Source organism: Neisseria flava (assembly GCF_982712965.1).
This window is the reverse complement of the sequence record NZ_CEXQBZ010000126.1, coordinates 1-22,274: the sequence shown is the minus strand read 5'-3', so window position 1 is coordinate 22,274 and position 22,274 is coordinate 1. Positions and strand designations below refer to the sequence as shown.

18 protein-coding genes are annotated in these 22,274 nt (G+C 50.6%); 16 read left to right on the top strand and 2 right to left on the bottom strand.

The genetic code is table 11. From position 1 onward, the window contains the following. The 10 genes from AC5M9B_RS09490 (at position 1) to cysI (ending at position 9,312) form a co-directional block, all read left to right on the top strand. Entirely contained in the window at positions 1 to 798 is a 798-nt protein-coding gene (locus AC5M9B_RS09490; protein ID WP_487648550.1) for a restriction endonuclease, read from the top strand. A gap of 2 nt (positions 799 to 800) precedes the next feature. Beyond that, positions 801 to 1,907, top strand: coding sequence for a site-specific DNA-methyltransferase (locus AC5M9B_RS09485; protein WP_487648549.1), 1,107 nt, complete (start codon positions 801 to 803; stop codon positions 1,905 to 1,907). A 91-nt stretch (positions 1,908 to 1,998) separates the two neighbouring features. Then, complete coding sequence (gene pheT, locus AC5M9B_RS09480; RefSeq protein ID WP_070656681.1) at positions 1,999 to 4,362, top strand: phenylalanine--tRNA ligase subunit beta; 2,364 nt, start codon at positions 1,999 to 2,001, stop codon at positions 4,360 to 4,362. Between the two features lie 73 nt (positions 4,363 to 4,435). Beyond that, positions 4,436 to 4,738 (top strand): integration host factor subunit alpha, encoded by a 303-nt coding sequence (locus AC5M9B_RS09475; RefSeq protein ID WP_003675494.1) that lies wholly within the window; start codon positions 4,436 to 4,438, stop codon positions 4,736 to 4,738. Then, complete coding sequence (locus AC5M9B_RS09470; RefSeq protein ID WP_070441035.1) at positions 4,722 to 5,039, top strand: hypothetical protein; 318 nt, start codon at positions 4,722 to 4,724, stop codon at positions 5,037 to 5,039. Before AC5M9B_RS09475 ends, AC5M9B_RS09470 begins: the two co-directional genes overlap by 17 nt. Positions 5,040 to 5,388: 349 nt before the next feature. After that, positions 5,389 to 6,126, top strand: a complete 738-nt coding sequence (locus AC5M9B_RS09465) for a toxin-antitoxin system YwqK family antitoxin (protein WP_070656682.1) — start codon at positions 5,389 to 5,391, stop codon at positions 6,124 to 6,126. A gap of 151 nt (positions 6,127 to 6,277) precedes the next feature. Next, a complete protein-coding gene (locus AC5M9B_RS09460; protein WP_003744241.1) occupies positions 6,278 to 6,553 on the top strand; it encodes a type B 50S ribosomal protein L31 in 276 nt (91 codons plus the stop codon). After that, positions 6,553 to 6,678, top strand: a complete 126-nt coding sequence (ykgO, locus tag AC5M9B_RS09455) for a type B 50S ribosomal protein L36 (RefSeq protein WP_003685279.1) — start codon at positions 6,553 to 6,555, stop codon at positions 6,676 to 6,678. Before AC5M9B_RS09460 ends, ykgO begins: the two co-directional genes overlap by 1 nt. Positions 6,679 to 6,899: 221 nt before the next feature. Continuing rightward, positions 6,900 to 7,364 carry an MliC family protein gene (locus AC5M9B_RS09450; RefSeq protein WP_045072395.1) on the top strand — a complete coding sequence of 155 codons (465 nt, stop codon included), beginning with the start codon at positions 6,900 to 6,902 and terminating at the stop codon, positions 7,362 to 7,364. Between the two features lie 193 nt (positions 7,365 to 7,557). Then, entirely contained in the window at positions 7,558 to 9,312 is a 1,755-nt protein-coding gene (gene cysI, locus AC5M9B_RS09445) for an assimilatory sulfite reductase (NADPH) hemoprotein subunit (RefSeq protein ID WP_070656683.1), read from the top strand. A gap of 685 nt (positions 9,313 to 9,997) precedes the next feature. Here cysI and AC5M9B_RS09440 read toward each other — a convergent pair. Continuing rightward, entirely contained in the window at positions 9,998 to 11,512 is a 1,515-nt protein-coding gene (locus tag AC5M9B_RS09440) for a polyamine aminopropyltransferase (protein WP_487648548.1), read from the bottom strand. A 213-nt stretch (positions 11,513 to 11,725) separates the two neighbouring features. On the opposite strand from AC5M9B_RS09440, the gene purF reads away from it, so the two are divergent. The 5 genes from purF (at position 11,726) to AC5M9B_RS09415 (ending at position 19,693) form a co-directional block, all read left to right on the top strand. Then, on the top strand, positions 11,726 to 13,270 hold the full coding sequence (purF, locus tag AC5M9B_RS09435; protein WP_070656686.1) for an amidophosphoribosyltransferase: 1,545 nt from the start codon (positions 11,726 to 11,728) through the stop codon (positions 13,268 to 13,270). Positions 13,271 to 13,538: 268 nt separating this feature from the next. After that, complete coding sequence (locus tag AC5M9B_RS09430; RefSeq protein WP_070656687.1) at positions 13,539 to 14,189, top strand: PM1805 family lipoprotein; 651 nt, start codon at positions 13,539 to 13,541, stop codon at positions 14,187 to 14,189. Between the two features lie 188 nt (positions 14,190 to 14,377). Then, the gene (locus AC5M9B_RS09425; protein ID WP_487648547.1) at positions 14,378 to 16,603 is read left to right on the top strand and encodes an NADP-dependent isocitrate dehydrogenase; all 2,226 of its coding nucleotides are present in this window, start codon (positions 14,378 to 14,380) and stop codon (positions 16,601 to 16,603) included. A gap of 339 nt (positions 16,604 to 16,942) precedes the next feature. Further along, positions 16,943 to 18,283 carry a DUF2868 domain-containing protein gene (locus AC5M9B_RS09420; protein ID WP_146736698.1) on the top strand — a complete coding sequence of 447 codons (1,341 nt, stop codon included), beginning with the start codon at positions 16,943 to 16,945 and terminating at the stop codon, positions 18,281 to 18,283. 72 nt (positions 18,284 to 18,355) lie between these two features. After that, the gene (locus tag AC5M9B_RS09415; protein ID WP_487648546.1) at positions 18,356 to 19,693 is read left to right on the top strand and encodes a GTPase/DUF3482 domain-containing protein; all 1,338 of its coding nucleotides are present in this window, start codon (positions 18,356 to 18,358) and stop codon (positions 19,691 to 19,693) included. 244 nt (positions 19,694 to 19,937) lie between these two features. Here AC5M9B_RS09415 and AC5M9B_RS09410 read toward each other — a convergent pair whose 3' ends face one another. After that, positions 19,938 to 21,197, bottom strand: a complete 1,260-nt coding sequence (locus tag AC5M9B_RS09410; protein WP_070656691.1) for a D-amino acid dehydrogenase — start codon at positions 21,195 to 21,197, stop codon at positions 19,938 to 19,940. 133 nt (positions 21,198 to 21,330) lie between these two features. Between AC5M9B_RS09410 and AC5M9B_RS09405 the strand changes: the two genes are divergently transcribed. Then, a complete protein-coding gene (locus AC5M9B_RS09405; RefSeq protein ID WP_016687259.1) occupies positions 21,331 to 21,795 on the top strand; it encodes an Lrp/AsnC ligand binding domain-containing protein in 465 nt (154 codons plus the stop codon). The last annotated feature ends 479 nt before the right edge of the window (positions 21,796 to 22,274 follow it).

The following is a 22,274-nucleotide window of genomic DNA, read 5'->3' as shown; positions in this document are numbered from 1 at the left end:
ATGAATTTATGGACACGAAAAAGTATTGAGTTGGCAGCTCAAAGTAATTACCTGGATCAACTCTACCGTGTGTATCCCATGTCAATTAATTTGCGCCGAGAATTACCTTTACAAACTCAAAACGAAATTCGCATACATCTGGATAATCGGGACGGTAAAAAGTTGCTGCACGTTTTGCTCAAACAGGAAATATTTCCGATTAAAGACAGCTATGTTGCCTACCTAAAACGGGACAAAACTGCGATTGACCGCAATCCTGCTACTGTAAGCCGTTTGGCGGGGATATTGATTGAAATGGGTTTTGATGAGATTTTGGACAAAACTACTGTTCCTAAAGAAACCAACCGCCAAATCGGCCCATTGTTTAAAAATTGGATTGCCAGCGGTGCATTGGGTGTGCCGGTTACTGATAATGTAGATGAATTTCTGAATTATCAAGGAAATATTGTGTTTAATGCCGGTGATAGGGCAATGGAAGTATTTGCCAAAACACATTTGGGCTATCAACATAATAAGGGATTGGATTTTATCGCTAAATTTAATCAGACTTTTATCATCGGCGAAGCCAAGTTTTTAACCGATTTCGGTGGACATCAGAATGCTCAATTTAATGACGCATTGGCAACTATGCGCGCGTCGCTTGCGCCTTGTTCTCATCGGGTTAAAACCATCGCAATTTTAGACGGTGTTTTATACATTGCAGGTAGGAATAGAATGTTTACTGATCTTGCTCGCTTTGACAATAACGAAGTGGTTGTGTCTGCTGTTTTGTTGAGAGATTATTTATTTTCGGTATGACCATGCAGCTTATTTATCCCAACAAGCAGTCTGAAAATCAGATTATCGCACAAGCTGAAAGAATTCCGCCGCTTGCCTTAAATAAACCGCTTCCGCTTTTGTTTTTCGGCGACAATTTCCATGCGCTCTCCGCCTTGCTTAAGAGCGGCTATCGTGAACGGATTGATTTGATTTACATTGATCCGCCGTATAACACACAACAAAATTTTACTGTATCAGATGGACGGAGTAGTACCATAAGCCGTACTAATTACGGTATTACCGCATATTCTGATAGTCGCAGTATGGAAGAATATTTGGAATTTATGCGTGAACGCCTGATTTTAATGCGTGAATTATTGTCGCCTTGTGGATCAATTTATGTGCATATTGATAGTAAAGTCGGGCATTATCTGAAAATTATTATGGATGAAGTCTTTGGTGCGGAAAACTTTAAAAATGATATAGCCCGAATTAAATCGAACCCTAAAAATTTTGTACGGCGGGCATTCGGTAATGAAAAAGATATGGTTTTGTTTTATGCCAAAAACGCTAAAAAAAATATTTTCAACAACATTACCATTCCACTAACCGATGAAGACAAAATAGAAATGTTCCAGAAGGTTGATGAGAATGGGCGGCGTTATAACACTGTTCCCGTCCATGCGCCAGGTGAAACGCGAAATGGGGAAACAGGTGGAATGTGGCGTGGAATGTTGCCTCCGAAGGGCAGACATTGGCGCAGTCCCCCATCCGAATTGGACAGGTTGGATGAACAGGGATTATTAGAGTGGTCAAAAAATGGTGTTCCGCGTATAAAAAAATTTGCCGATGAGCATAAGGGAAAAAAGATACAGGATATTTGGCAGTATAAAGATCCTGTTTACCCTGTTTATCCGACTGAAAAAAACGCTCAAATGTTGGAAATGATCATTGCTCAATCATCTCTCCCTGACTCTATTATTTTAGACTGTTTTGCAGGCAGTGGCTCAACCTTGTGGGCGGCGCAAAATTTAGGGAGAGAATGGATTGGCATCGATACATCGGAAGTTGCCGTGCAAGCCATACAACAAAGATTTGGCCTGTTCCCTGTACAAACGATAACGATTGAAAAATTTCAAGCTGGTTGAAACTCCAAAAAGCAGTCTGCGCCCCTAAACAAACAGGTCGTCTGAAAACAAAATCTGATAAAAAAGTTAATTAGTTGATTGAGAACATAACATGCAATTCTCCTACTCATGGCTGAAAACCCAAGCCGATACCGAACTTTCCGCCGATAAGCTGGAACATCTGTTAACCATGTCCGGCTTGGAAGTGGAAGAAGCCGAGACTGCCGCGCCGGCGTTTACAGGCGTGGTGATTGCCGAAGTGAAATCCGTTGAAAAACATCCGGATGCCGATCGTTTGAACGTTACCCAAGTTGATGCGGGTACGGGTGAGTTGGTGCAGATTGTGTGCGGTGCGCCGAATGTGAAAGCGGGCATCAAAGTGCCGTGTTCGTTGCCGGGCGCGGTGTTGCCGGGCAATTTCAAAATCAAGCCGACCAAGATGCGCGGCGTGGTGTCGAACGGGATGTTGTGTTCCACTGATGAACTTGGTCTGCCCGACGACGGCGTGAACGGCCTGCACATTCTGCCGCAAGACGCTCCCGTCGGCACAAACATCCGCGAATATCTGGATTTGGACGACACGGTGTTCACGCTGAAAATCACGCCGAACCGTGCCGACTGCCTGAGCATCAAAGGCATTGCGCGTGAAGTGTCCGCGCTGACCGGCTGCGCGTTCAAGCAACCTGCAATCCATGCCGCGCCAATCACAGGTAGCCGCAAACAGCCTGTGCAGATTGATGCGCCTGCCGATTGCGGCCGCTTTATCAGCCGCGTGATTGAAAACGTGAACGCGCGCGCCGCTACGCCGGATTGGATGAAGCAGCGTTTGGAGCGCAGCGGTATCCGCAGCCTGTCTGCGCTGGTGGATATCGGCAATTATGTGATGCTGGAAATCGGTCAGCCGATGCATGTTTTCGATGCCGACAAACTTTCAGGCAGCCTGCACATCCGCCGCGCGCGCGAAGGTGAAACGCTGGAATGCCTGAACGAGAAAACCGTCTCCCTGTCTGAAAACACGCTGGTAGTGGCCGATGAAAAAGGCGCGTTGAGTTTGGCAGGCCTGATGGGCGGCGCGGCAAGCGCGGTTTCAGACGACACACAAAATATCGTGCTGGAAGCGGCTTGGTTTGCGCCTGAAATCATCGCCGGCAAATCGCGCCAATACGGTTTTGGCTCGGATTCGTCGTTCCGCTTTGAGCGCGGCGTGGATTACCGTTTGCAGGCCGATGCCATCGAGCGCGCTACCGAATTGGTTTTGCAAATCTGCGGCGGTGCGGCAGGCGAAATGGTGGAAGCGTTGGGCAGGCTACCTGAAAACAAACAGGTTGAATTGCGTTTGGGTCGTCTGAAAACCGTGTTGGGCGTGAATATTCCTGCCGAGCAGGTGGAAACCATTTTGCAGCACTTGGGCTTGCAGCCTGAAAAAACGGCGGAAGGCTTCCGCGTTACCGCGCCGAGCTTTCGTTTCGACATCGAAATCGAAGCCGATTTGATTGAAGAAATCGGCCGCGTTTACGGCTATGAAAATATCCCCGACGATTACACGTCAGGTCGTCTGAAAATGCTGGCGCTGCCCGAAACCCGCCGTCCGCGTTTTGCCGTTTATAACGAAATGGCGGCGCGCGGCTACCGCGAAGTGGTCAGCTATGCCTTTGTTGACGAGCAGTGGGAACTTGATTTTGCCGCAAACGACAACCCCATCCGCCTGCAAAACCCGCTGGCGGCGCAGTATGCCGTGATGCGTTCCACGCTTATCGGCGGCTTGGTGGAAATTTTGCAAAACAATCTGAACCGCAAGCAAAACCGCGTGCGCGTGTTTGAAATCGCCCGCGTGTTCAGCAAAGGTTCAGACGACCGGTTTGTGCAAAACGAACGCATCGGCGGCCTGTGGTACGGTGCGGCGATGCCCGAACAATGGGGTGAGAAAACGCGCAACGCGGATTTTTACGACATCAAGGCCGATGTAGAAAATCTGTTGAAAAACAAAGCAGTTGAGTTCGTCAAAACCGAACATCCCGCCCTGCATCCAGGCCGCGCTGCCAATATCGTTTCAGACAGACAGGTCATCGGCTTTGTCGGCGAATTGCATCCGAAATGGCTGCAAAAATACGACTTGCCGCAAGCACCGCTGGTATTTGAAATCGATATGGCAGCCGTGTTGGAACGCGAAAAAACGCGTTATCAGGCAGTATCGAAATTTCAGCCGGTGCGCAGGGATTTGGCTTTTGTGATGCCTGAAACCATGACCCATGATGATTTGTTGGCCGCCTTGAATGGCGCGGCAAACAAGTTGGTACAGGAAATCAGCGTATTTGACGTGTATCGCGGTACGGGACTGCCTGAAGGGATGAAGAGCATGGCGGTTAAAGTGATTTTGCAGGATATGGAAAACACGCTGACGGATGAAACAGTCGAGCCGGTTATCGGAAAACTGATTGACGCGGCAACTGCTGCGGGAGCGCAACTTCGCAGCTAAAAAATAAATATTCGCTTGAATTTTAAATAGAAATTAGTAATAATCTGCACCTGTTACAACAGAAGGTAATAATATGACATTAACTAAAGCCGAATTGGCCGATATTTTGGTAGATAAAGTCAGCAATGTAACCAAAAACGATGCCAAAGAAATCGTCGAACTCTTTTTTGAAGAAATCCGCAGCACTTTGGCACGCGGCGAAGAAATCAAAATTTCCGGTTTCGGTAATTTTCAGTTGCGCGACAAACCTCAACGTCCCGGCCGTAATCCGAAAACCGGCGAAGAAGTACCGATTACCGCCCGCCGCGTAGTAACTTTCCATGCCAGCCAAAAACTCAAAGGCATGGTGGAGCATTACTATGACAAACAACGCTAATCCCGTTATTCCTGCAAAACGTTATTTCTCGCTGGACGAAATGTGCGAACTGGTGCAAATCAGCCCGTCACAATTTGCCCAGTGGCAACATGAGAACGGTATCGTTGTCGGTTACGGCGGCGATCGTTACACCCGTTCCGATGTGGTGAAACTGTTGAAGCTGAAAGATACCTTTGCGCCTTATGTCGACCGCTTCAGCCGTGATTCTTTGGATGCAAACGGTCATCCTGCTGCAAAGGCGGAAGAAGTTAAAGCCGGGTTAAATTCTATATTGGCAGATTTACAAAAAGCACTTGCTTAATTTATTAGATAAACAGCCGCTTCCTTATCTAAGGGAAGCGGCTGTTTGTTTTTATGGATTTTGGGGCTTGCTATGTATTAGAAAATATTTACCTAGTTTATAAGCATCCTTAATAAATATGATAGGTACCTGTTTTTAAATGATGTATTGATGCTGCTTGTATTGAATTGAACCATTTTTCGAAGTTATTGTCTTTTATATCAACAGCCTGCACGGATATTGTGTTTAACAATCCATGCTATGAAAGTTATAATGATACAAACACAATGATGTGTCGTCGGAATACTTCAATCTGCACATTTAATCTAAGGAGCGATATTATTGGCTCCAGTTTCCGGATAATCTGACAATGATTCAATATTGGCAAAAAAGTTTGGCTGCCGTACTGCTTTTAGGCGTATTTTCTCAAACATGGGCGCAATCCCATTCTGTTTATTTTAATCAACATGGCAAAATTACAGCAACGATGTCATCGGTTGCATATGTCCGACAATATACGGTTCAATCAGGTATTGCCAAGGCGCAGGATTTTTATTACCCGTCCATGAAGAAATATTCTGATCCGTATGAAGTTCCTGCAGAGCAAATTAAAGTGTTTGTTCCTGTGTTAGATAATGGGGCGTTGACGCTTTGGCATTTTAACGGACAGAAAAAAATGGTAGGGACTTATAGAAACAGCAAGCCGAACGGTGAATGGACAAACTGGTATCCGAACGGTAAGAAATCTGCTGTGATGCCTTATCAAAACGGTTTGAGCGAAGGAACCGGTTCGCGATATTACCGTAATGGGGTGAAGGAAAGCGAGATCCAGTTCAAACACGACAAAGCCAACGGTTATTGGAAGCAATGGTATCCGGACGGCAGTCCGAAGATGGAAATGAATATGGTCAACGATAAACCGACTGAGATTTTGAGTTGGGACGAAAATGGTCGTATTTTATCGGAAATCAGCATTTCTAATGGTCGTCGTAATGGTATTGTTTTGGAATGGTACGAAGATGGGGCCAAAAAGTCAGAATCGGTTTATTCCAACGATCAGCTGGTGAAGAAAACGCATTGGGATAAAGAAGGTTATGTTGTTGAATAACCGTTAAAATACATGAAAAAGAAGTACAGGTAAGGTTTAATGCCTTATCCGTATTTCTTTTTTATGAAAAGGTATTTGGAGGGAACTTGCGATATTTTTAAAATAGTGTATAATGTTATATTATAACATATTAATTATGGAGTATTGATTGATGAAACCGAATATTCATCCTGATAATTACCGTACTGTTTTATTTTTCGACAGCGGTGCAAATGAAGGCTGGCTTATCCGCTCTTGTGCGGAGACGCATGGTAAGACGATGGTTTGGAAAGATGGAAAAGAATACCCGCTTTTCGCGCTGGATACGTCGTCTGCATCTCATCCTGTGTACACCGGCAGACAGCGAAACGTTAACACTGAAGGGCGTGCGAGCAAGTTCAATCAGCGTTTCCAATCGATGATGTCTTCATTTAGAAAGGACAAATAATGCAAGTTTTATCTTCACTGAAAACAGCGAAAAAACGCCACCGCGACTGTCAAATCGTCCGCAGGAAGGGTAAGGTTTACGTTATTTGTAAGAGTAACCCGCGCTTTAAGGCACGTCAGCGTTAAATACCGGTTGGATCGACTGTCCGCACCTGAAAATGGTGCGGATTTTTTTGGTAATCATGTAAACTCATGTTGGTTAATATCATTAAAAATATCTTTTTTGCCTGCAAACAACCGGTTTTAGGAATATCGGGTAAATTAGCGTAATCCCGCTTGTTTGGAGGTGGAGATGTTTATAACATGGCAGCGCATTTAGCAGACAAATTCCTATTTAGGAGATATTTATGAAATCAAAAGTATTACTGGCTGTTGCCGCCGCATTATCCCTTGGTGCCTGTGTCGCACCCGACATGGATTATGATTTCGAACGTGGTTCCCGTCACGAGCATCGCCATGAACACCGTTACGACAATCGTGATGATAATTACGATCGTAACGAGATGCGCCGTGAAGAGCGTCGTTATGAAGAAAACCGTCGCACATCAGAGTCCCGCCGTTTGCGCACTTTCTCTTGTGAGAACGGATTGTCTGTTGATGTCCGCAACTTGAATAACGATCAGTTGGAATTGCGCCTTGACGACAAGCGCGCTGTATTGTCATCCGATGTTTCCGGTTCCGGCTCGCGCTACACTTCCAACCGCGGCCTGTTCGGCAAAGGTGCGGAATGGCATGAGAAAAACGGCGAAGCATCCTTCAGCTTTACCGATCCGTACGGCAACCGTGTAGAAACTTCTTGCAGCGTGCGCTAAATCCCAAATATCCTGTTAAAGGTCGTCTGAAAATATTTTCAGACGACCTTTTTTCTATTTGGTGCAGTGTGCCCCTACATTACAGGTAATCTTTTGGATATAACGAAATCATCTTTAAATCGAACAAACCATTCTTTCCCATTTTCAGACGACCTGATTAAAGTAGCTCCAAACTGAGAATAAGGAGCACCCTATGACTACCACCGCCGACCCGCGCGCCAAACTGCCCGACACCCCGCTTTCCGGCAACGAAGCCCTGAAAGACCGCAGCGACTATCTGCACGGTACCATCAAAGACGATTTGACCGACGACTTTACCGGCGGCTTTACCGCCGACAATTTCCAGCTTATCCGTTTCCACGGCATGTACGAGCAGGACAACCGCGACATCCGTGCCGAGCGTACCGACCAAAAACTCGAACCCTTAAAAAACATGATGTTGCGCTGTCGCTTGCCCGGCGGCATCATCACGCCGGCGCAGTGGCTGGGCATAGACGAATTTGCCGGCGACCACACCATTTACGGTTCCATCCGCCTGACCAACCGCCAAACCTTCCAATACCACGGTATTTTAAAAACCGATTTGAAACTGGCGCACCAGTCCCTGCACAAACTCGGCCTCGATTCCATCGCCACCGCCAGCGACGTCAACCGCAACGTACTCTGCACCAGCAATCCCGTTCAAAGCCCGCTGCACCAAGAAGCCTACGAATGGGCGAAACGCATCAGTATGCACCTTCTGCCGCGCACCATGGCTTACGCCGATGTCTGGCTGGACGGTGAAAAAGTGTTCACCACCGAACCGACCGAGCCGCGCAACAAAGAAATTGCCGACGACGTCGAACCGATTTTGGGCAAAACCTACCTGCCGCGCAAATTCAAAACCGCCGTCGTCATCCCGCCCGACAACGATGTGGACATCCATTCCAACGACTTAGGCTTCGTCGCCATCGAAGAAAACGGCAAACTTGTCGGCTTCAACGTCCTTGTCGGCGGCGGGCTATCCAGCGAACACGGCAACACCAAAACCTATCCTAACACCTCCTACGAATTCGGCTTCGTCCCCCTCGAATACACCCTCAACGCCGCCGAAGCCGTCGTCAGCACCCAGCGCGACTGGGGCAACCGCAGCGACCGCAAAGCCGCGCGCACCCGCTATACCCTCCAGCGTGTCGGCGTCGAAGTGTTCAAAGAAGAAGTCGAAAAGCGCATGGGCATCAAATTCCAACCCATCCGCCCCTACGCCTTCACCCATCGCGGCGACCACATCGGCTGGGTTAAAGGCCTCGAAGGCAACTGGCACCTGACCCTGTTCATCGAGAACGGCCGCCTGCTCGACTATCCCGGCAGACCGTTGAAAACCGGCGTGCGCGAAATCGCCAAAATCCATCCCGGCGACTTCCGCCTGACCGCCAACCAAAACCTCGTCGTCGCCAACGTTCCGCCCGAGCTGAAAGACACCATAGACAAAATCGCCAAAGAACACGGCTTAATCAGCAAATCCATCACCATCCAGCGCGAAAACTCCATGGCGTGCGTCGCCCTGCCGACCTGTCCGCTGGCGATGGCGGAAGCCGAACGCTTCCTGCCGTCGTTCTCCGACAAAATCGACGAAATGTTCGCCAAATACGGCTTGGAAGACGAATACATCGTCCTGCGCGTCACCGGCTGCCCCAACGGCTGCGGCCGCGCCATGCTCGCCGAAATCGGCTTGGTCGGCAAAGCCGTCGGTCGCTACAACCTCTACGCAGGCGGCAACCGCGAAGGCACCCGCATCCCGCGCCTGTTCAAAGAAAACATCACCGAACCCGAAATCCTCGAAATCGTCGACGGCTGGGTCGGAAACTGGGCGCAAAACCGCCTCGACGACGAAGGCTTCGGCGACTTCGCCATCCGCACTGGTATTGTCAAACCTGTTCTCGATCCGCCACGCGATTTCTGGGCTTGAGTGCAGGTAAGGAATGATGTATAGGAAGAAAGGTCGTCTGAAAGATTCAGACGACCTTTTGGATTTTGGGGTAACGGTTTTCGCGGGCGAATGCGGGGAGCAAGCGTTCACTTTAGGGGTGGGTTTGATGGAACGTTTGAAAAGTTGTCGTGGTGCAGGCTGTGTCTCCAGATTGCAGCAGTCGGACGAACGGCGGGAAGGAAAGTTTTCGCTGGCAAAGCTCATGATGCGACATCCTATTCGAAACGTCTTCCGAATCTAGCAAACATACTTAATTTTAATTCCGGCATATCATTAAATTCCGTCATTCCCGCCCCCGCCTACGCGAGGACAGGCTACGGCGGGAGTCTATCGTAAAACTTGAGAAACCTTGGTTTGAAAAACAGTTTCTGAATTTCAAAAATGGATTGCCGTCTGCACAGGAATGACGACAACCGGTAAATTGCGTATCTGAAAAAAAGTATAGTGGATTAACAAAAATCAGGACAAGGCGACGAAGCCGCAGACAGTACAAATAGTACGGCAAGGCGAGGCAACGCCGTACTGGTTTAAATTTAATCTACTATAATTTAGCTATAGCCCGACTTTGGGTTGGCAAATTCGAAAAAATAAGAGAAAGAGTTGAAAGCCGGTAGTCAAAAGGTCGTCTGAAAATGTTCAGACGACCTTTGTTTTGGGAAAAAGCTCAACGGATGACGTTGTGCCAGTCGCTTTCGAAATAGCTGACGAGGATTTGGTTGTTCAGATAGTTCGGCTCGACCTTGCGCCTTGCCATATCGGGCGGGAAGCGGAACATTTCGGCGGCGGTTTGGGCGTTTAGATAACGTGTGGGAACGTCGAATTTCTGCGGGACGGGGAATTGCTTATCGAAGCCTGCTAATACAAATCCCCATTCGCCGAAGGAGGGGACGTAAACGTGATAAGGCGCGGTGGAAAGGCCGGCGGCTTCGAGGGTGGCGACGACCGACCAGTAGGCGTTGGGGGCGAAGTAGGGCGAGGTGGATTGGACGACGATTTTGCCCTGCGGATGAAGATGGCGGGCGACGAGGCGGTACATGGGGACGGAGTAGAGTTTGCCCAGTGAGAAATTGGACGGGTCGGGTAGGTCGATGATGATGACATCGAATTTTTCAGACGACCCCTCCAGCCATTTGGCGGCATCGTCGTTGACGACGTGCATTTTGGGATGGGATAGCGAGCCTTGGTTGAGCGCGCTTAAGGCGGCGGAGGTTTTAAAGGTAGCGGTCATGTCGGGGTCTAAATCGACCAGGGTAACGTGTTTGACCTGCGGGTATTTCAAGACTTCGCGCGCCGCCAGCCCGTCGCCGCCGCCGAGGATGAGGATGCGGGAGGTGTGGGAAACCATCTGCATGGCGGGCAGGACGAGGGCTTCGTGGTAACGGGCTTCGTCGCGCGAGGAGAATTGCAGGTTGCCGTTGATGTAGAGGCGGGTGTCGTCTTTCCAGCGGGTAACGACGAGCCGTTGGTAGGGCGAGTGGCTTTGATAGACGACGGGGTCACCGAAATAGCTTTGTTCGGCTTTGAAGGAGATGCGGTCGGCGTAGGCGAAGGCGGCGGCGAGGACGGACAAGACAATCAGCGCGCGCAGGCGGATGGCGCGGTAGCGGGGCAATTCGGCTTTGAATACGCGCGCGGTCAGGTAGGCGACGGCGGCGTTGAGGATGCCGAACAAGAGGGCGGAACGCGCCATGCCGAGTTTGGGGGCTAAGAGAAGCGGGAAGAGCAGGGAAACAGCGAGTGCGCCCAAATAGTCGAAGGTCAGGACTTTGGAAACGAGTTCTTTAAATTCTGCGCCTTTGCGGTTTAACACGCGCATCACCAACGGGATTTCCATGCCGACGACCGCGCCGACAATCAGTACGAAGGCGTAGAGCAGGGTGCGGAACGGGGCGGCGGAAAGCCCGAAGGCGACGAATAATGCCAGCGCGGAAATGCCGCCGATGATGCCGACCAAAAGTTCGATTTCGATAAAGCGGTGCAGCACGTCTTCGTCTTTGATGTAGCGGGTCAGGTGCGCGCCTATGCCCATCGAGAAGAGATAAAGCCCGATGACGGAGGAAAACTGCAAAATGCTGTCGCCCAAAAGATAGCTCGCCAGCGCGGCGATGATGAGTTCGTAGGCGAGGCCGCAACTGGCGACGATGAAGACGGAGATGATGAGGGTGCGGTTGGCAGTCATGGTGTGGTAGGAATAGGGTTTGAGCTGCTATTGTATATTGAAATAGGGATGGTCTGCCGCAAAGGTCGTCTGAAAAACTCCAGCCGTTTGTTCAGACGACGTTTCCGTATTTTTGGGGTTGACATGAAAATATTGTCAACAATTTGGGCAACTTTGTCCGATTTATTCTATAATTCTAGTTTCCAAGTTAACCTCGAATTCGGAGAAGACGATATGTGCGGTGTATTAGGTTTGGTCAGCCATGAGCCGGTAAACCAGCTTCTGTACGACGGTTTGCAGATGTTGCAACACAGGGGGCAGGATGCGGCGGGCATTGTAACGGCCGAAGGCGGCACGTTTCACATGCACAAAGGCAAAGGCATGGTGCGCGAAGTGTTCCGCACACGCAATATGCGCGATTTGATCGGCAACGCGGGCATCGCCCATGTCCGTTATCCTACGGCGGGCAACGCGGGCAGCAGCGCGGAGGCGCAACCTTTCTACGTCAGCTCGCCTTTCGGCATCGTTTTGGCGCACAACGGCAACCTCACCAATACCGCCGAACTGTATGAAAACGTGTGCAACAAACACCTGCGCCACGTCAACACCAGCTCCGATTCCGAGGTCTTGCTCAACGTATTCGCGCACGAATTGCGCCGCGAAGTCTCTAAAAACGCCAATCCCCACCGGCTCAATATCGACAATATTTTCAACGCTATTGCCGAAGTCCACCGCCTTGTGCGTGGCGCATACGGCGTGGTTGCCATGATTGCGGGCTACGGCATGGTCGCTTTTCGTGATCCTTACGGCATCCGTCCTCTGGTGTTGGGTTCTCAAACCGACGAAGCAGGCAGAAAATCCTATGCCGTCGCCTCCGAATCTGTTGCCTTCAATGCGCTTGCCTACGATTTGGAACGCGATATCCAGCCGGGCGAAGCAGTATTCGTCGGCTTTGACGGCACACTGATTGCCCGTCAATGCAGCGACCGCGCCAAACTCAGTCCCTGCCTGTTTGAATACGTCTATTTTGCCCGTCCCGACTCCGTGATCGACGGCGTATCGGTTTACCAATCGCGCTTGGACATGGGCGTGTCCTTAGCGGAAAAAATCAAACGCGAGCTGCCCGTGGACGACATCGACGTCGTGATGCCCATTCCCGACACCAGCCGCCCCAGCGCGATGGAACTTGCCGTCCACCTCAAAAAACCTTACCGCGAAGGTTTGATTAAAAACCGCTATATCGGCCGCACCTTTATCATGCCCGGCCAGGCGACGCGCAAAAAATCCGTGCGCCAAAAACTCAGCCCGATGGAAACCGAGTTTGAAGGCAAAAGCGTGTTGCTGGTGGACGACTCCATCGTGCGCGGGACGACCAGCCGCGAAATCGTCGAAATGGTACGCGCAGCGGGCGCACGCAAAGTCTATATCGCCTCCGCCGCCCCCGAAGTGCGCTATCCCAATGTGTACGGCATCGACATGCCCACACGCGAAGAATTAATTGCCAACGGGCGCAGCGCGGCGGAAATTGCCGCCGAAATCGGCGCGGACGGCATCGTTTTCCAAAGTTTGAGCGATTTGGAAGCCGTCGTCAAAGCACTCAATCCGAAAATCGAGTCCTTCGATTCGTCCTGTTTCAACGGCATCTATCAAACCGGCGACATCGACCAAGCCTACCTCGACCGCCTGTCCGCCGAGAAATCCGGCTGCGGCGGCTTGAAAGTCCACCCGAGCCGGATGGAACACAGCATCAGTATCAGCGATACGGGTGACGAAGAATAAAACCGGATTGAACGATTAAGACAAAAGGTCGTCTGAAAACCATTTCCCTTTAAAGGATAGCGGTTTTCAGACGACCTTTTTTATATAGTGGGTTAAGTTTATTAGACCAGCACAGGGTATTACTTTGTTGTGATTTGAAGTTGACCCACTATAAAAACCTACCATTCCATTCAAATAGCCTTAAGTATATCAATTAAGTCCGTGTTAGAATGAACTGTCTATCATTTCGATGGTATCAATTCTCTGCCTATTTCTTCAAAGGAATCTTATGAACACCTTAACCAAATTCGGCTTGGCATTATTCATCGCTGCGGCATTAGCAGCCTGTGGCGACTCCGGCAAATCGGCTGACAGCAAACCCACTACCGTACAAACAGCCGAGGGCGAAGTTACCCTCTCCGGCAAATACGCTGAAATCATCAATAAATTCCCCGTTCCCGATCCTAAATTGGCAGAGCCGATTACCATTTCCGACAAAAAATCGCCAACCGGTTTGGAAGACCTGAAGAAATTCATGGAATATATCTCAGGAGCGGAAGCACAAAAAATTGCGCAAATGGCTTCCAAGCTGCAACAAACGGCATTACAAGGTGATGAAGCAGCCGCACTTGCAGCTGTCAAAGAGTTGACACCCGCTCTTGATAAATACCTTCAAGATGTCGAGAAACTCAATATTCAAGATGCTGAAGTCAAAGCCGTTCTTGATCGTATGCTGCAAACAAGCAAAACAGCCAATGAAATGATCATCCTGTCCAGCGAAAATGCTACTGCCCTAAAGATTGACATGAAAGACAAAGAAGCTGTCCAATTCATGAAGGCATACCAAGACAAAACCCACAATATGGAAACGGTTTTACGCCAAGCCAATCAGGAAGTACAAAAAGCTGCTGAAGCTTTGGGTAAAAAATATGCCCAATAATCTGAGTTAAACTCCACCAAAGGTTGTCTGAAAACGCTATCACAGCCGTTTCAGACGACCTTTTTACAAGCCGCTTGATAACATATTAAAACCATATCCCAAGCCTGCCGAAATATGCCATAATAGCCACGCAGCGCGCTTTTGTGCCGCATTCGAAAAGAAAAACCTAACCTACAAGAGAATATCCCATGACTAGCAAAGCCACCATTATCTACACCCATACCGACGAAGCCCCCGCGCTGGCGACCCAATCCCTGCTGCCGATTGTGCAGGCGTTTACCCGCCATGCCGGTATCGAAGTCAAAACCAGCGATATTTCCCTGTCCGGCCGCATTTTGGCGGCGTTCCCCGAACATCTGACCGAAGCGCAGCGCGTACCCGACGCGCTTGCCGAATTGGGCGAATTGGTGAAACAACCCGATGCAAACGTAATCAAACTGCCGAACATCAGCGCATCCGTACCGCAACTGACCGCCGCGATTAAAGAATTGCAGGCAAAAGGCTTTGCCGTCCCTGATTATCCCGCCGACCCGCAAACCGATGAAGAAAAAGCCGTGCGCGAACGTTACGACCGCATCAAAGGCAGCGCGGTCAACCCCGTTTTGCGTGAAGGCAACTCCGACCGCCGCGCGCCGAAAGCGGTGAAAAACTTTGCGAAAAAAAATCCGCACAGCATGGGCGCATGGACGAAAGACTCCAAAACCCACGTTGCCACCATGCAAAGCGGCGACTTTTTCCATAACGAACAATCCGTTACCGTACCTGATGCGACTTCCGTATCCATCGTGTTCACCGATAAACAAGGCAACAAGAAAGAGTTGCGCGAGCCCGTCGCCCTGAAAGCCGGCGAAATCATCGACGCGACCGTGATGAGCAAAAAAGCCCTGCTCGCCTTCCTTGCCGAGCAAGTAAAAGACGCGAAAGCAAAAGGCGTATTGTTCTCGCTGCACATGAAAGCCACCATGATGAAAGTGTCCGACCCGATTATCTTCGGACACGCCGTCAAAGTGTTCTTCGCGCCCGTCTTTGAAAAATTCGGCGACAAACTGGCTGCCGCCGGCGTCAACGTCAACAACGGCTTCGGCAACCTGCTTGCCAATCTGGACAAACTGGATGCGGACACCCGCGCTGCCGTCGAAGCCGAAATCGCCGCCGTTTACGCTGCCAACCCTGATTTGGCGATGGTCGATTCCGACAAAGGCATCACCAACCTGCACGTTCCTAGCGATGTCATCGTTGATGCTTCCATGCCTGCGATGATCCGCAATTCCGGCCGTATGTGGGACAAAGACGGCAAAGCGCAAGACACCAAAGCCGTGATTCCCGACAGCAGCTATGCAGGCGTTTATCAGGCAACCATCGACTTCTGCCGCGAACACGGTGCGTTCGATCCGACGACCATGGGTACCGTTCCCAACGTCGGTCTGATGGCGCAGGCGGCCGAAGAATACGGTTCGCACAATAAAACTTTCGAAATCGAAGCCGACGGTCAGGTTCAAGTTATTGATGTGGCAGGAAAAGTCCTGATGCAGCACGACGTTGAAGCAGGCGACATCTGGCGTATGTGTCAAACCAAAGACGCGCCCGTCAAAGACTGGGTACAACTCGCCGTCAACCGCGCCCGTCTGAGCAACACGCCCGCCGTGTTCTGGCTCGATGAAAACCGTCCGCACGACAAAAGCCTGCTTGTTAAAGTCAAAGCCTACCTTGCCGAACTGGATACCGACGGTCTCGACATCCGCGTCCTCGCGCCTGAAGAAGCCGCCAAGTTCAGCTTGGGTCGTCTGAAAAACGGCGAAGACACCATTTCCGTAACCGGCAACGTCCTGCGCGATTATCTGACCGACCTGTTCCCGATTTTGGAACTCGGTACCAGTGCGAAAATGCTGTCCATCGTTCCATTGATGAACGGCGGCGGTATGTTTGAAACCGGCGCGGGCGGCTCCGCACCGAAACACGTCCAACAGTTCCTCGAAGAAAACCACCTGCGCTGGGACTCGCTGGGCGAATTTCTCGCGCTCGCCGTATCGTTTGAACATCTGGCGCAAAAAACCGGCAACACCAAAGCCCAAGTCCTCGCCGATACACTGGATGCCGCCACCGAAAAACTGCTTCTGAACGACAAATCGCCCAAACGCAAAGCAGGCGAACTCGACAACCGCGGCAGCCATTTCTACCTCACCCTCTATTGGGCGCAAGAACTGGCAGCGCAGGATAAAGACGCGGAATTGAAAGCAGCGTTTGCGCCGTTGGCAAAAACCCTGACCGCCGACGAAGCGAAAATCGTTGCCGAGCTTTCCGCCGCACAAGGCAAAGCAGCCGACATCGGTGGCTACTACGCCCCAGACGCAGCAAAAGCCGCCCAAGCCATGCGTCCGAGCGCAACGTTCAATCAGGCATTGGCAAAGCTGTAAAAGTATTACGGTAAAACTGTAAACATGAAAGGTCGTCTGAAAACCTGTATGCAAAGGTTTTCAGACGATCTTTTTGGTACTTAGTTTTTATTTTTCATCATTGCCACACAGTCTGAAAGCTGGTTTTGAATTTTACCGACGATTTGCCAATATCTCTTTATTGGGGTTTCCAATAAATTACCGCTTGCGCGGAAATGATTGCTGGTGGCAGACAAGGGGTTAAAAAGAAGTGAACCTTGCCATTTGCTATAAAAACCGGACTCAAGAATCCTGCCTACGGGTGAAAAGGGCTGTGATAAAATCTTTGCGTTTTCACCATCCCTTTCAGACGACCTTTTTATGTTGAACCCATCCCGAAAACTCGCCGAACTTGTCCGTATTTTGGAAGAGGGCGGCTATATTTTTGCCGGCGATCCCGTGCAGGCGACGGAGGCGTTGCGTCATGTTGAGGGCGGCGTGGAAGGAAAAATCATCCGCCGCGCGGAGATGATAGACAGAGACCGCCGGCTTCGGCATACCTTGGAACAAGTACGGACCGGGTCGTTTTGGCTGTGGATCGTGGCGGCGACGATGATGTTTAGCGGCGGATTTTCCGGCACTTACCTTCTGATGGACAGCCAAGGGCTGAATTTTTTCCTGATTTTGGCGGGCGTGTTGGGTATGAATACGCTGATGTTGGCGGTATGGCTGGCAACGTTGTTCCTACGCGTGAAAGTGGGGCGGTTTTTCAGCAGTCCCGCGACGTGGTTTCGGGGTAAAGACCCCGTCAATCAGGCGGTGTTTCGGCTGTATGCGGACGAATGGCGGCAGCCTTCGGCGCGTTGGATCGCCGGCGCGACTTCACACAGTCTATGGCTCTGCACCCTGAGCGGGATGCTGGTGTCGGTATTGCTGCTGCTTTTGGTGCGCCAATATACGTTCAACTGGGAAAGCACGCTGTTGAGCAATGCCGCTTCGGTGCGCGCGGTGGAGATGCTGGCATGGCTGCCGTCGAAACTCGGTTTCCCTGCGCCCGATGCGCGGGCGGTGGTCGAAGGTCGTCTGAACGGCAACATCGCCGATGCGCGCGCGTGGTCGGGATTGTTGGTCGGCAGCATAGCCTGCTACGGCATCCTGCCGCGCCTGCTGGCTTGGGCGGTATGTAAAATCTTTTTAAAAACAAGCCAAAGCAAGCTGGATTTGGAGAAGCCTTATTATCAGGCGGTCATCCGCCGCTGGCAGAACAAAATCGTCGATGCGGATACGCGTCGGGAAACCGTGTCCGCCGTTTCCCCGAAAATCACCTTAAACGACGCGCCCAAGTGGGCAGTCATGCTGGAAACCGAATGGCACGAAGGCACATGGTTTGCGGGCAGGCTGGCGCAGGAATGGCTGGATAAAGGCGTGGCGGCGAATCGGGAAGAAGTTGCCGCTTTGGAAGCGGAGTTGAAACAGAAACCCGCCCAGCTCCTCATCGGCGTGCGCGCGGAAACCGTCCCCGACCGCGGCGTGTTGCGGCAGATTGTCCGGCTTTCGGAAGCGGCGCAGGGCGGGGCGGTGGTGCAGCTTTTGACGGAACGGGCGCTTTCAGACGACCTGTCCGAAACATTGGACCACTGGCGCAACGCGTTGGCAGAGTGCGACGTGGCATGGCTGGAACCTGACAAGGCGGCGCAGGAAGGTCGTCTGAAAAACCAATAAACGTACTTGAAATGTCCTGTTAAGCCGCCATCCTGAAAAAGGTCGTCTGAAAATCCATTCTCTCAAAATATGATGAACAACCAAACCCTTTCCCTCGCCGTCGTCGGGCACACCAATACCGGCAAAACCTCGCTCCTGCGCACCCTGTTGCGCGACAGCGGGTTCGGCGAAGTCAAAAACGCCCCGTCCACCACGCGCCATGTTGAAGAAGCCGCGATTACCGACGGCTCCGACACGCTGCTGTACCTGTACGATACGCCCGGGCTCGAAGACGCGGGCGGCGTTTTGGATTGGCTGGAAATCCACACGGATGCCCGCGCCGACGGCATCGAGCGGCTGCAAAAGTTCCTCGACAGCCACGGCGCGCATCACGATTTCAACCAAGAAGCCAAAGTGCTGCGGCAGCTTTTGCAAAGCGACATGGCGTTGTACGTCATCGACGCGCGCGAGCCCGTCCTCGACAAATATCGGGATGAATTGACCATTCTTTCATGGTGCGCCAAACCGGTTATGCCCGTGTTCAACTTTACCGGCGGACAGCTTCCCGAAGCGTGGACGACCATGCTGGCGCGTCGCAACCTGCACGTTTTCGCAGGGTTCGACACTGTCGCCTTCGATTTTGAAGGCGAATTGAACCTTTGGAACAAGCTCGCCACCATGCTGCCGCAGCATGACATCATCGACCGTCTGACCGCTTCCCGCCGCCGCGAATGGACGCGTCTGGACAAAGAAGCGCGGCACGAAATCGCAGGTTTCCTGCTCGATGTGGCAGCCTTCACGCAGGAAATCGACGAAAATGACGACCCCGCGCCCGTCCTGCAAACCATGCAGGCAGAAATACGCCAGCTCGAACGGCAAATGCAGCAGCGGCTGTTTGGCCTCTACCGCTTCTACCACAGCGAAATTGACAGCGGCGACTGGGTGCCCAAAGCCTTCCACCAAGACCCGTTCGACAGCGAATTGCTCAAAGAATACGGCATCCGTACCGGCACGGGCGCGGCAACCGGCGCACTCATCGGCTTAGGACTGGACATCGCGACGCTCGGCGGTTCGCTCGGATTGGGTACGGCAATCGGCGGCTTTTTGGGCGGCATCCTGCCCAATACCCGCACCATTTCCGACAAGCTCACCGGCCGCCAAACCCTGCACACCGACCCCGAAACCCTGACCCTGCTCGCCGCCCGCGCCCTTGATTTGCTCCACATCCTGCAAACGCGCGGCCACGCGGCGCAATCGCAAGTCGAGTTGCACAGCCGCAAAGCGCCCTGGACGCCGGACAAACTCCCGTCCGAACTCAACAAAGCACGCAGCAGGTGGAAATGGTCGTCCCTCAACACCCACCTCCCCGAAACCAGCCGCGCCGAGCGGGAAGAATATACGGAAAGTTTGAGTAGGAAATTGGGCGGATAAAAAAATCAAAGGTCGTCTGAAACCTTAACTCCAGGCTTTCAGACGACCTTTGCCATATCGGCAACCTCACCTACTCTAATAAGTGTAGCGGGTTGAAAACCCAAAGTGCCTCAATGTGGACTTTACCTGCGACAATACAATATCGAATTGAAAAAGGTCGTCTGAAAAGTCGGAATACAGGTTTGAGGAAACTTGCTATATCCGTTTTCAGACGACCTTTTTACAAAGACAGTGCATTGCGCCGTCAAACTTTCGTGTAACGAGACAAACCCAAATCATCGCTGCGGATTTCGGTTTCCTTACCGCAGACTATATCGGCGGTCAGTTTGGCAGAGCCGAGCGACATAGTCCAACCTAAAGTCCCGTGTCCTGTGTTCAGAAACAGGTTTTCCAATGGTGTTTTGCCGATAAGCGGCGTGCTGTCGGGCGTCATCGGCCGTAACCCGCTCCAAAATTCCGCCTGCTGCAAATCTCCGCCGCCCGGGAAAAGGTCGTTGACGACCAATGCCAAAGTAGCACGGCGTTTTTCGGATAAATGCAATCCGTAACCTGACAACTCCGCCATACCGCCGACGCGGATGCGTTTGTCGAAGCGGGTGATGGCAACTTTGTATGTTTCATCAAGAACGGTGGAAACCGGTGCTTTTTCATCATGAACGACAGGGAGGGTCAATGAATAGCCTTTTACCGGATAAATCGGCAAATCCCAGCCCAAATCCTCCAAAACCGTTCTGCTGAAACAGCCTAAGGCGCATACGAATGCGTCTGCCTCAAACTGTCCTTGGTCGGTTTCAACGGCAGTAATGCGGCATCGGTCGTGTATGATGCGACGTATGTGATGTCCGAATTCAAAACGCACGCCTTTCTGTATGCACAAATCGCGCAGTTTTCGGGTAAACAGACGGCAATCGCCGGTGGCATCGGCAGGAAGGTGCAATCCGCCTGCGATTTTAGGTAAAGCATGGTGTAGCGCGGGTTCGAATTCCAAGCATTCTTCAGGTTTCAGACGACGTAGGGGAACGCCGTAACGTTCTAAAACGGCAATGTCTTTTTCAGCCGCGGCAACTTCTTTTTGCGTGCGGAAGATTTGCAAAGTCCCCTTGTTTCTACCCTCAAAATCAATGTTTTCCTGTTCTTTAAAAAGACGGAACATTTCACGGCTGTATTCCGAAATCCGAACCATCCTCTCTTTATTGATTTGATAACGCTCTGCCGTACAGTTGTCCAGCATTTGTTTGAGCCAGCGGATTTGAAACAGACTTCCGTCGGGCTGAAAAATTAAGGGCGAGTGTTGCTTGAACATCCACTTCAAGGCCTTGAGCGGAATACCCGGAGCCGCCCAAGGCGTGGTGTAGCCGTAAGAGAGCTGCCCGGCATTGGCAAAGCTGGTTTCCATTGCCACATCCTCAGCGCGGTCGATGACGGTTACGTCATGCCCTTCGGAAGCCAAATACCATACGGTTGAAACTCCGGCGATACCTGCGCCCAAAACAATCAGCTTCATATTTTTTTCTCCTTAAAATTATTTTTGATTATGAATGGCTAGTTTAGGATATTTTTATTAGGGATATTCACTTTATTTTTAATAATTTCGTATGTATTATCCCTATTAAATGACATTCAAAAGGAAAAACAGTATGAAAGAACTGGATAAAACCGATCTGAAAATTTTAAAAATTCTGCAACAAAATGCCCGGATACCGATGACGGAATTGGCGGAGAAAGTGGGTCTTTCGACTACGCCTGTTACCGAGCGCGTCAAACGGCTGGAGCGCGATAATTTCATTACAGGCTATCACGCCCGCCTCAATCCGAATTTATTGGGCAAAGGGTTGTTGATTTTTGTTGAATTGAAGCTGCGTTCGAAATCAGGCAATATTTTTGAAGATTTTCGTCGGGAAGTCATGAGGATTCCGCAAATTTTGGAATGCCACTTGGTATCGGGCGAATACGATTATCTGATTAAAGTTCGCCTGCCCGATATGTCGGCCTATCGGGATATGTTGGGCAATATTTTGCTGCACCTGCCTGCTGCTGCGGAAAGCCGAAGTTATGTGGTGATGGAGGAAGTAAAAGAAGAAACCGTGTTGGATTTGGATTGAGTGCAGAACAGAAGCTAATATTAGAATAATTACACTGGTAGATAGTAGATAGGGAAATATGAAAGATTGCAACTTCTTTGCTTATATCTTAGATTGAAAGAAAAAAGCAAAAAAAAATGCACACATCAATAGGATGTGTGCCAAGTCTACAAAGGAGAAATAGAGGAGAAACTATTAACTGACTACTCGAACCAGCTAACGGGATGAATTATGCGCTTTAAGCGGAAGTAATGCAAGTTTTTTCTTGTAAAGTTTCTCTTTGATTGTTGTATTTTTGTATTTTGTAGTTATATTCCATGATAAAAGAATATGGGGTGAGTAATACAACGACAAGAACAAGCTCTTTAATTAAATTTAAGCCAAAAAGGTCGTCTGAAATTTGAACTGCACCCCAAAAGTTGGACATCCCCTCCAACTCACAAGGTGCAGTTTTTTTATGAGCAAATATACATTACACTTCAAATACCAAGCCGTACTCC

Coding starts and splice junctions, on each gene's coding strand:
- AC5M9B_RS09490 (WP_487648550.1), top strand. CDS start 1: ATGAATTTATGGACACGAAAAAGTATTGAGTTGGCAGCTCAAAGTAAT.
- AC5M9B_RS09485 (WP_487648549.1), top strand. CDS start 801: ATGCAGCTTATTTATCCCAACAAGCAGTCTGAAAATCAGATTATCGCA.
- pheT (WP_070656681.1), top strand. CDS start 1,999: ATGCAATTCTCCTACTCATGGCTGAAAACCCAAGCCGATACCGAACTT.
- AC5M9B_RS09475 (WP_003675494.1), top strand. CDS start 4,436: ATGACATTAACTAAAGCCGAATTGGCCGATATTTTGGTAGATAAAGTC.
- AC5M9B_RS09470 (WP_070441035.1), top strand. CDS start 4,722: ATGACAAACAACGCTAATCCCGTTATTCCTGCAAAACGTTATTTCTCG.
- AC5M9B_RS09465 (WP_070656682.1), top strand. CDS start 5,389: ATGATTCAATATTGGCAAAAAAGTTTGGCTGCCGTACTGCTTTTAGGC.
- AC5M9B_RS09460 (WP_003744241.1), top strand. CDS start 6,278: ATGAAACCGAATATTCATCCTGATAATTACCGTACTGTTTTATTTTTC.
- ykgO (WP_003685279.1), top strand. CDS start 6,553: ATGCAAGTTTTATCTTCACTGAAAACAGCGAAAAAACGCCACCGCGAC.
- AC5M9B_RS09450 (WP_045072395.1), top strand. CDS start 6,900: ATGAAATCAAAAGTATTACTGGCTGTTGCCGCCGCATTATCCCTTGGT.
- cysI (WP_070656683.1), top strand. CDS start 7,558: ATGACTACCACCGCCGACCCGCGCGCCAAACTGCCCGACACCCCGCTT.
- AC5M9B_RS09440 (WP_487648548.1), bottom strand. CDS start 11,512: ATGACTGCCAACCGCACCCTCATCATCTCCGTCTTCATCGTCGCCAGT.
- purF (WP_070656686.1), top strand. CDS start 11,726: ATGTGCGGTGTATTAGGTTTGGTCAGCCATGAGCCGGTAAACCAGCTT.
- AC5M9B_RS09430 (WP_070656687.1), top strand. CDS start 13,539: ATGAACACCTTAACCAAATTCGGCTTGGCATTATTCATCGCTGCGGCA.
- AC5M9B_RS09425 (WP_487648547.1), top strand. CDS start 14,378: ATGACTAGCAAAGCCACCATTATCTACACCCATACCGACGAAGCCCCC.
- AC5M9B_RS09420 (WP_146736698.1), top strand. CDS start 16,943: ATGTTGAACCCATCCCGAAAACTCGCCGAACTTGTCCGTATTTTGGAA.
- AC5M9B_RS09415 (WP_487648546.1), top strand. CDS start 18,356: ATGAACAACCAAACCCTTTCCCTCGCCGTCGTCGGGCACACCAATACC.
- AC5M9B_RS09410 (WP_070656691.1), bottom strand. CDS start 21,197: ATGAAGCTGATTGTTTTGGGCGCAGGTATCGCCGGAGTTTCAACCGTA.
- AC5M9B_RS09405 (WP_016687259.1), top strand. CDS start 21,331: ATGAAAGAACTGGATAAAACCGATCTGAAAATTTTAAAAATTCTGCAA.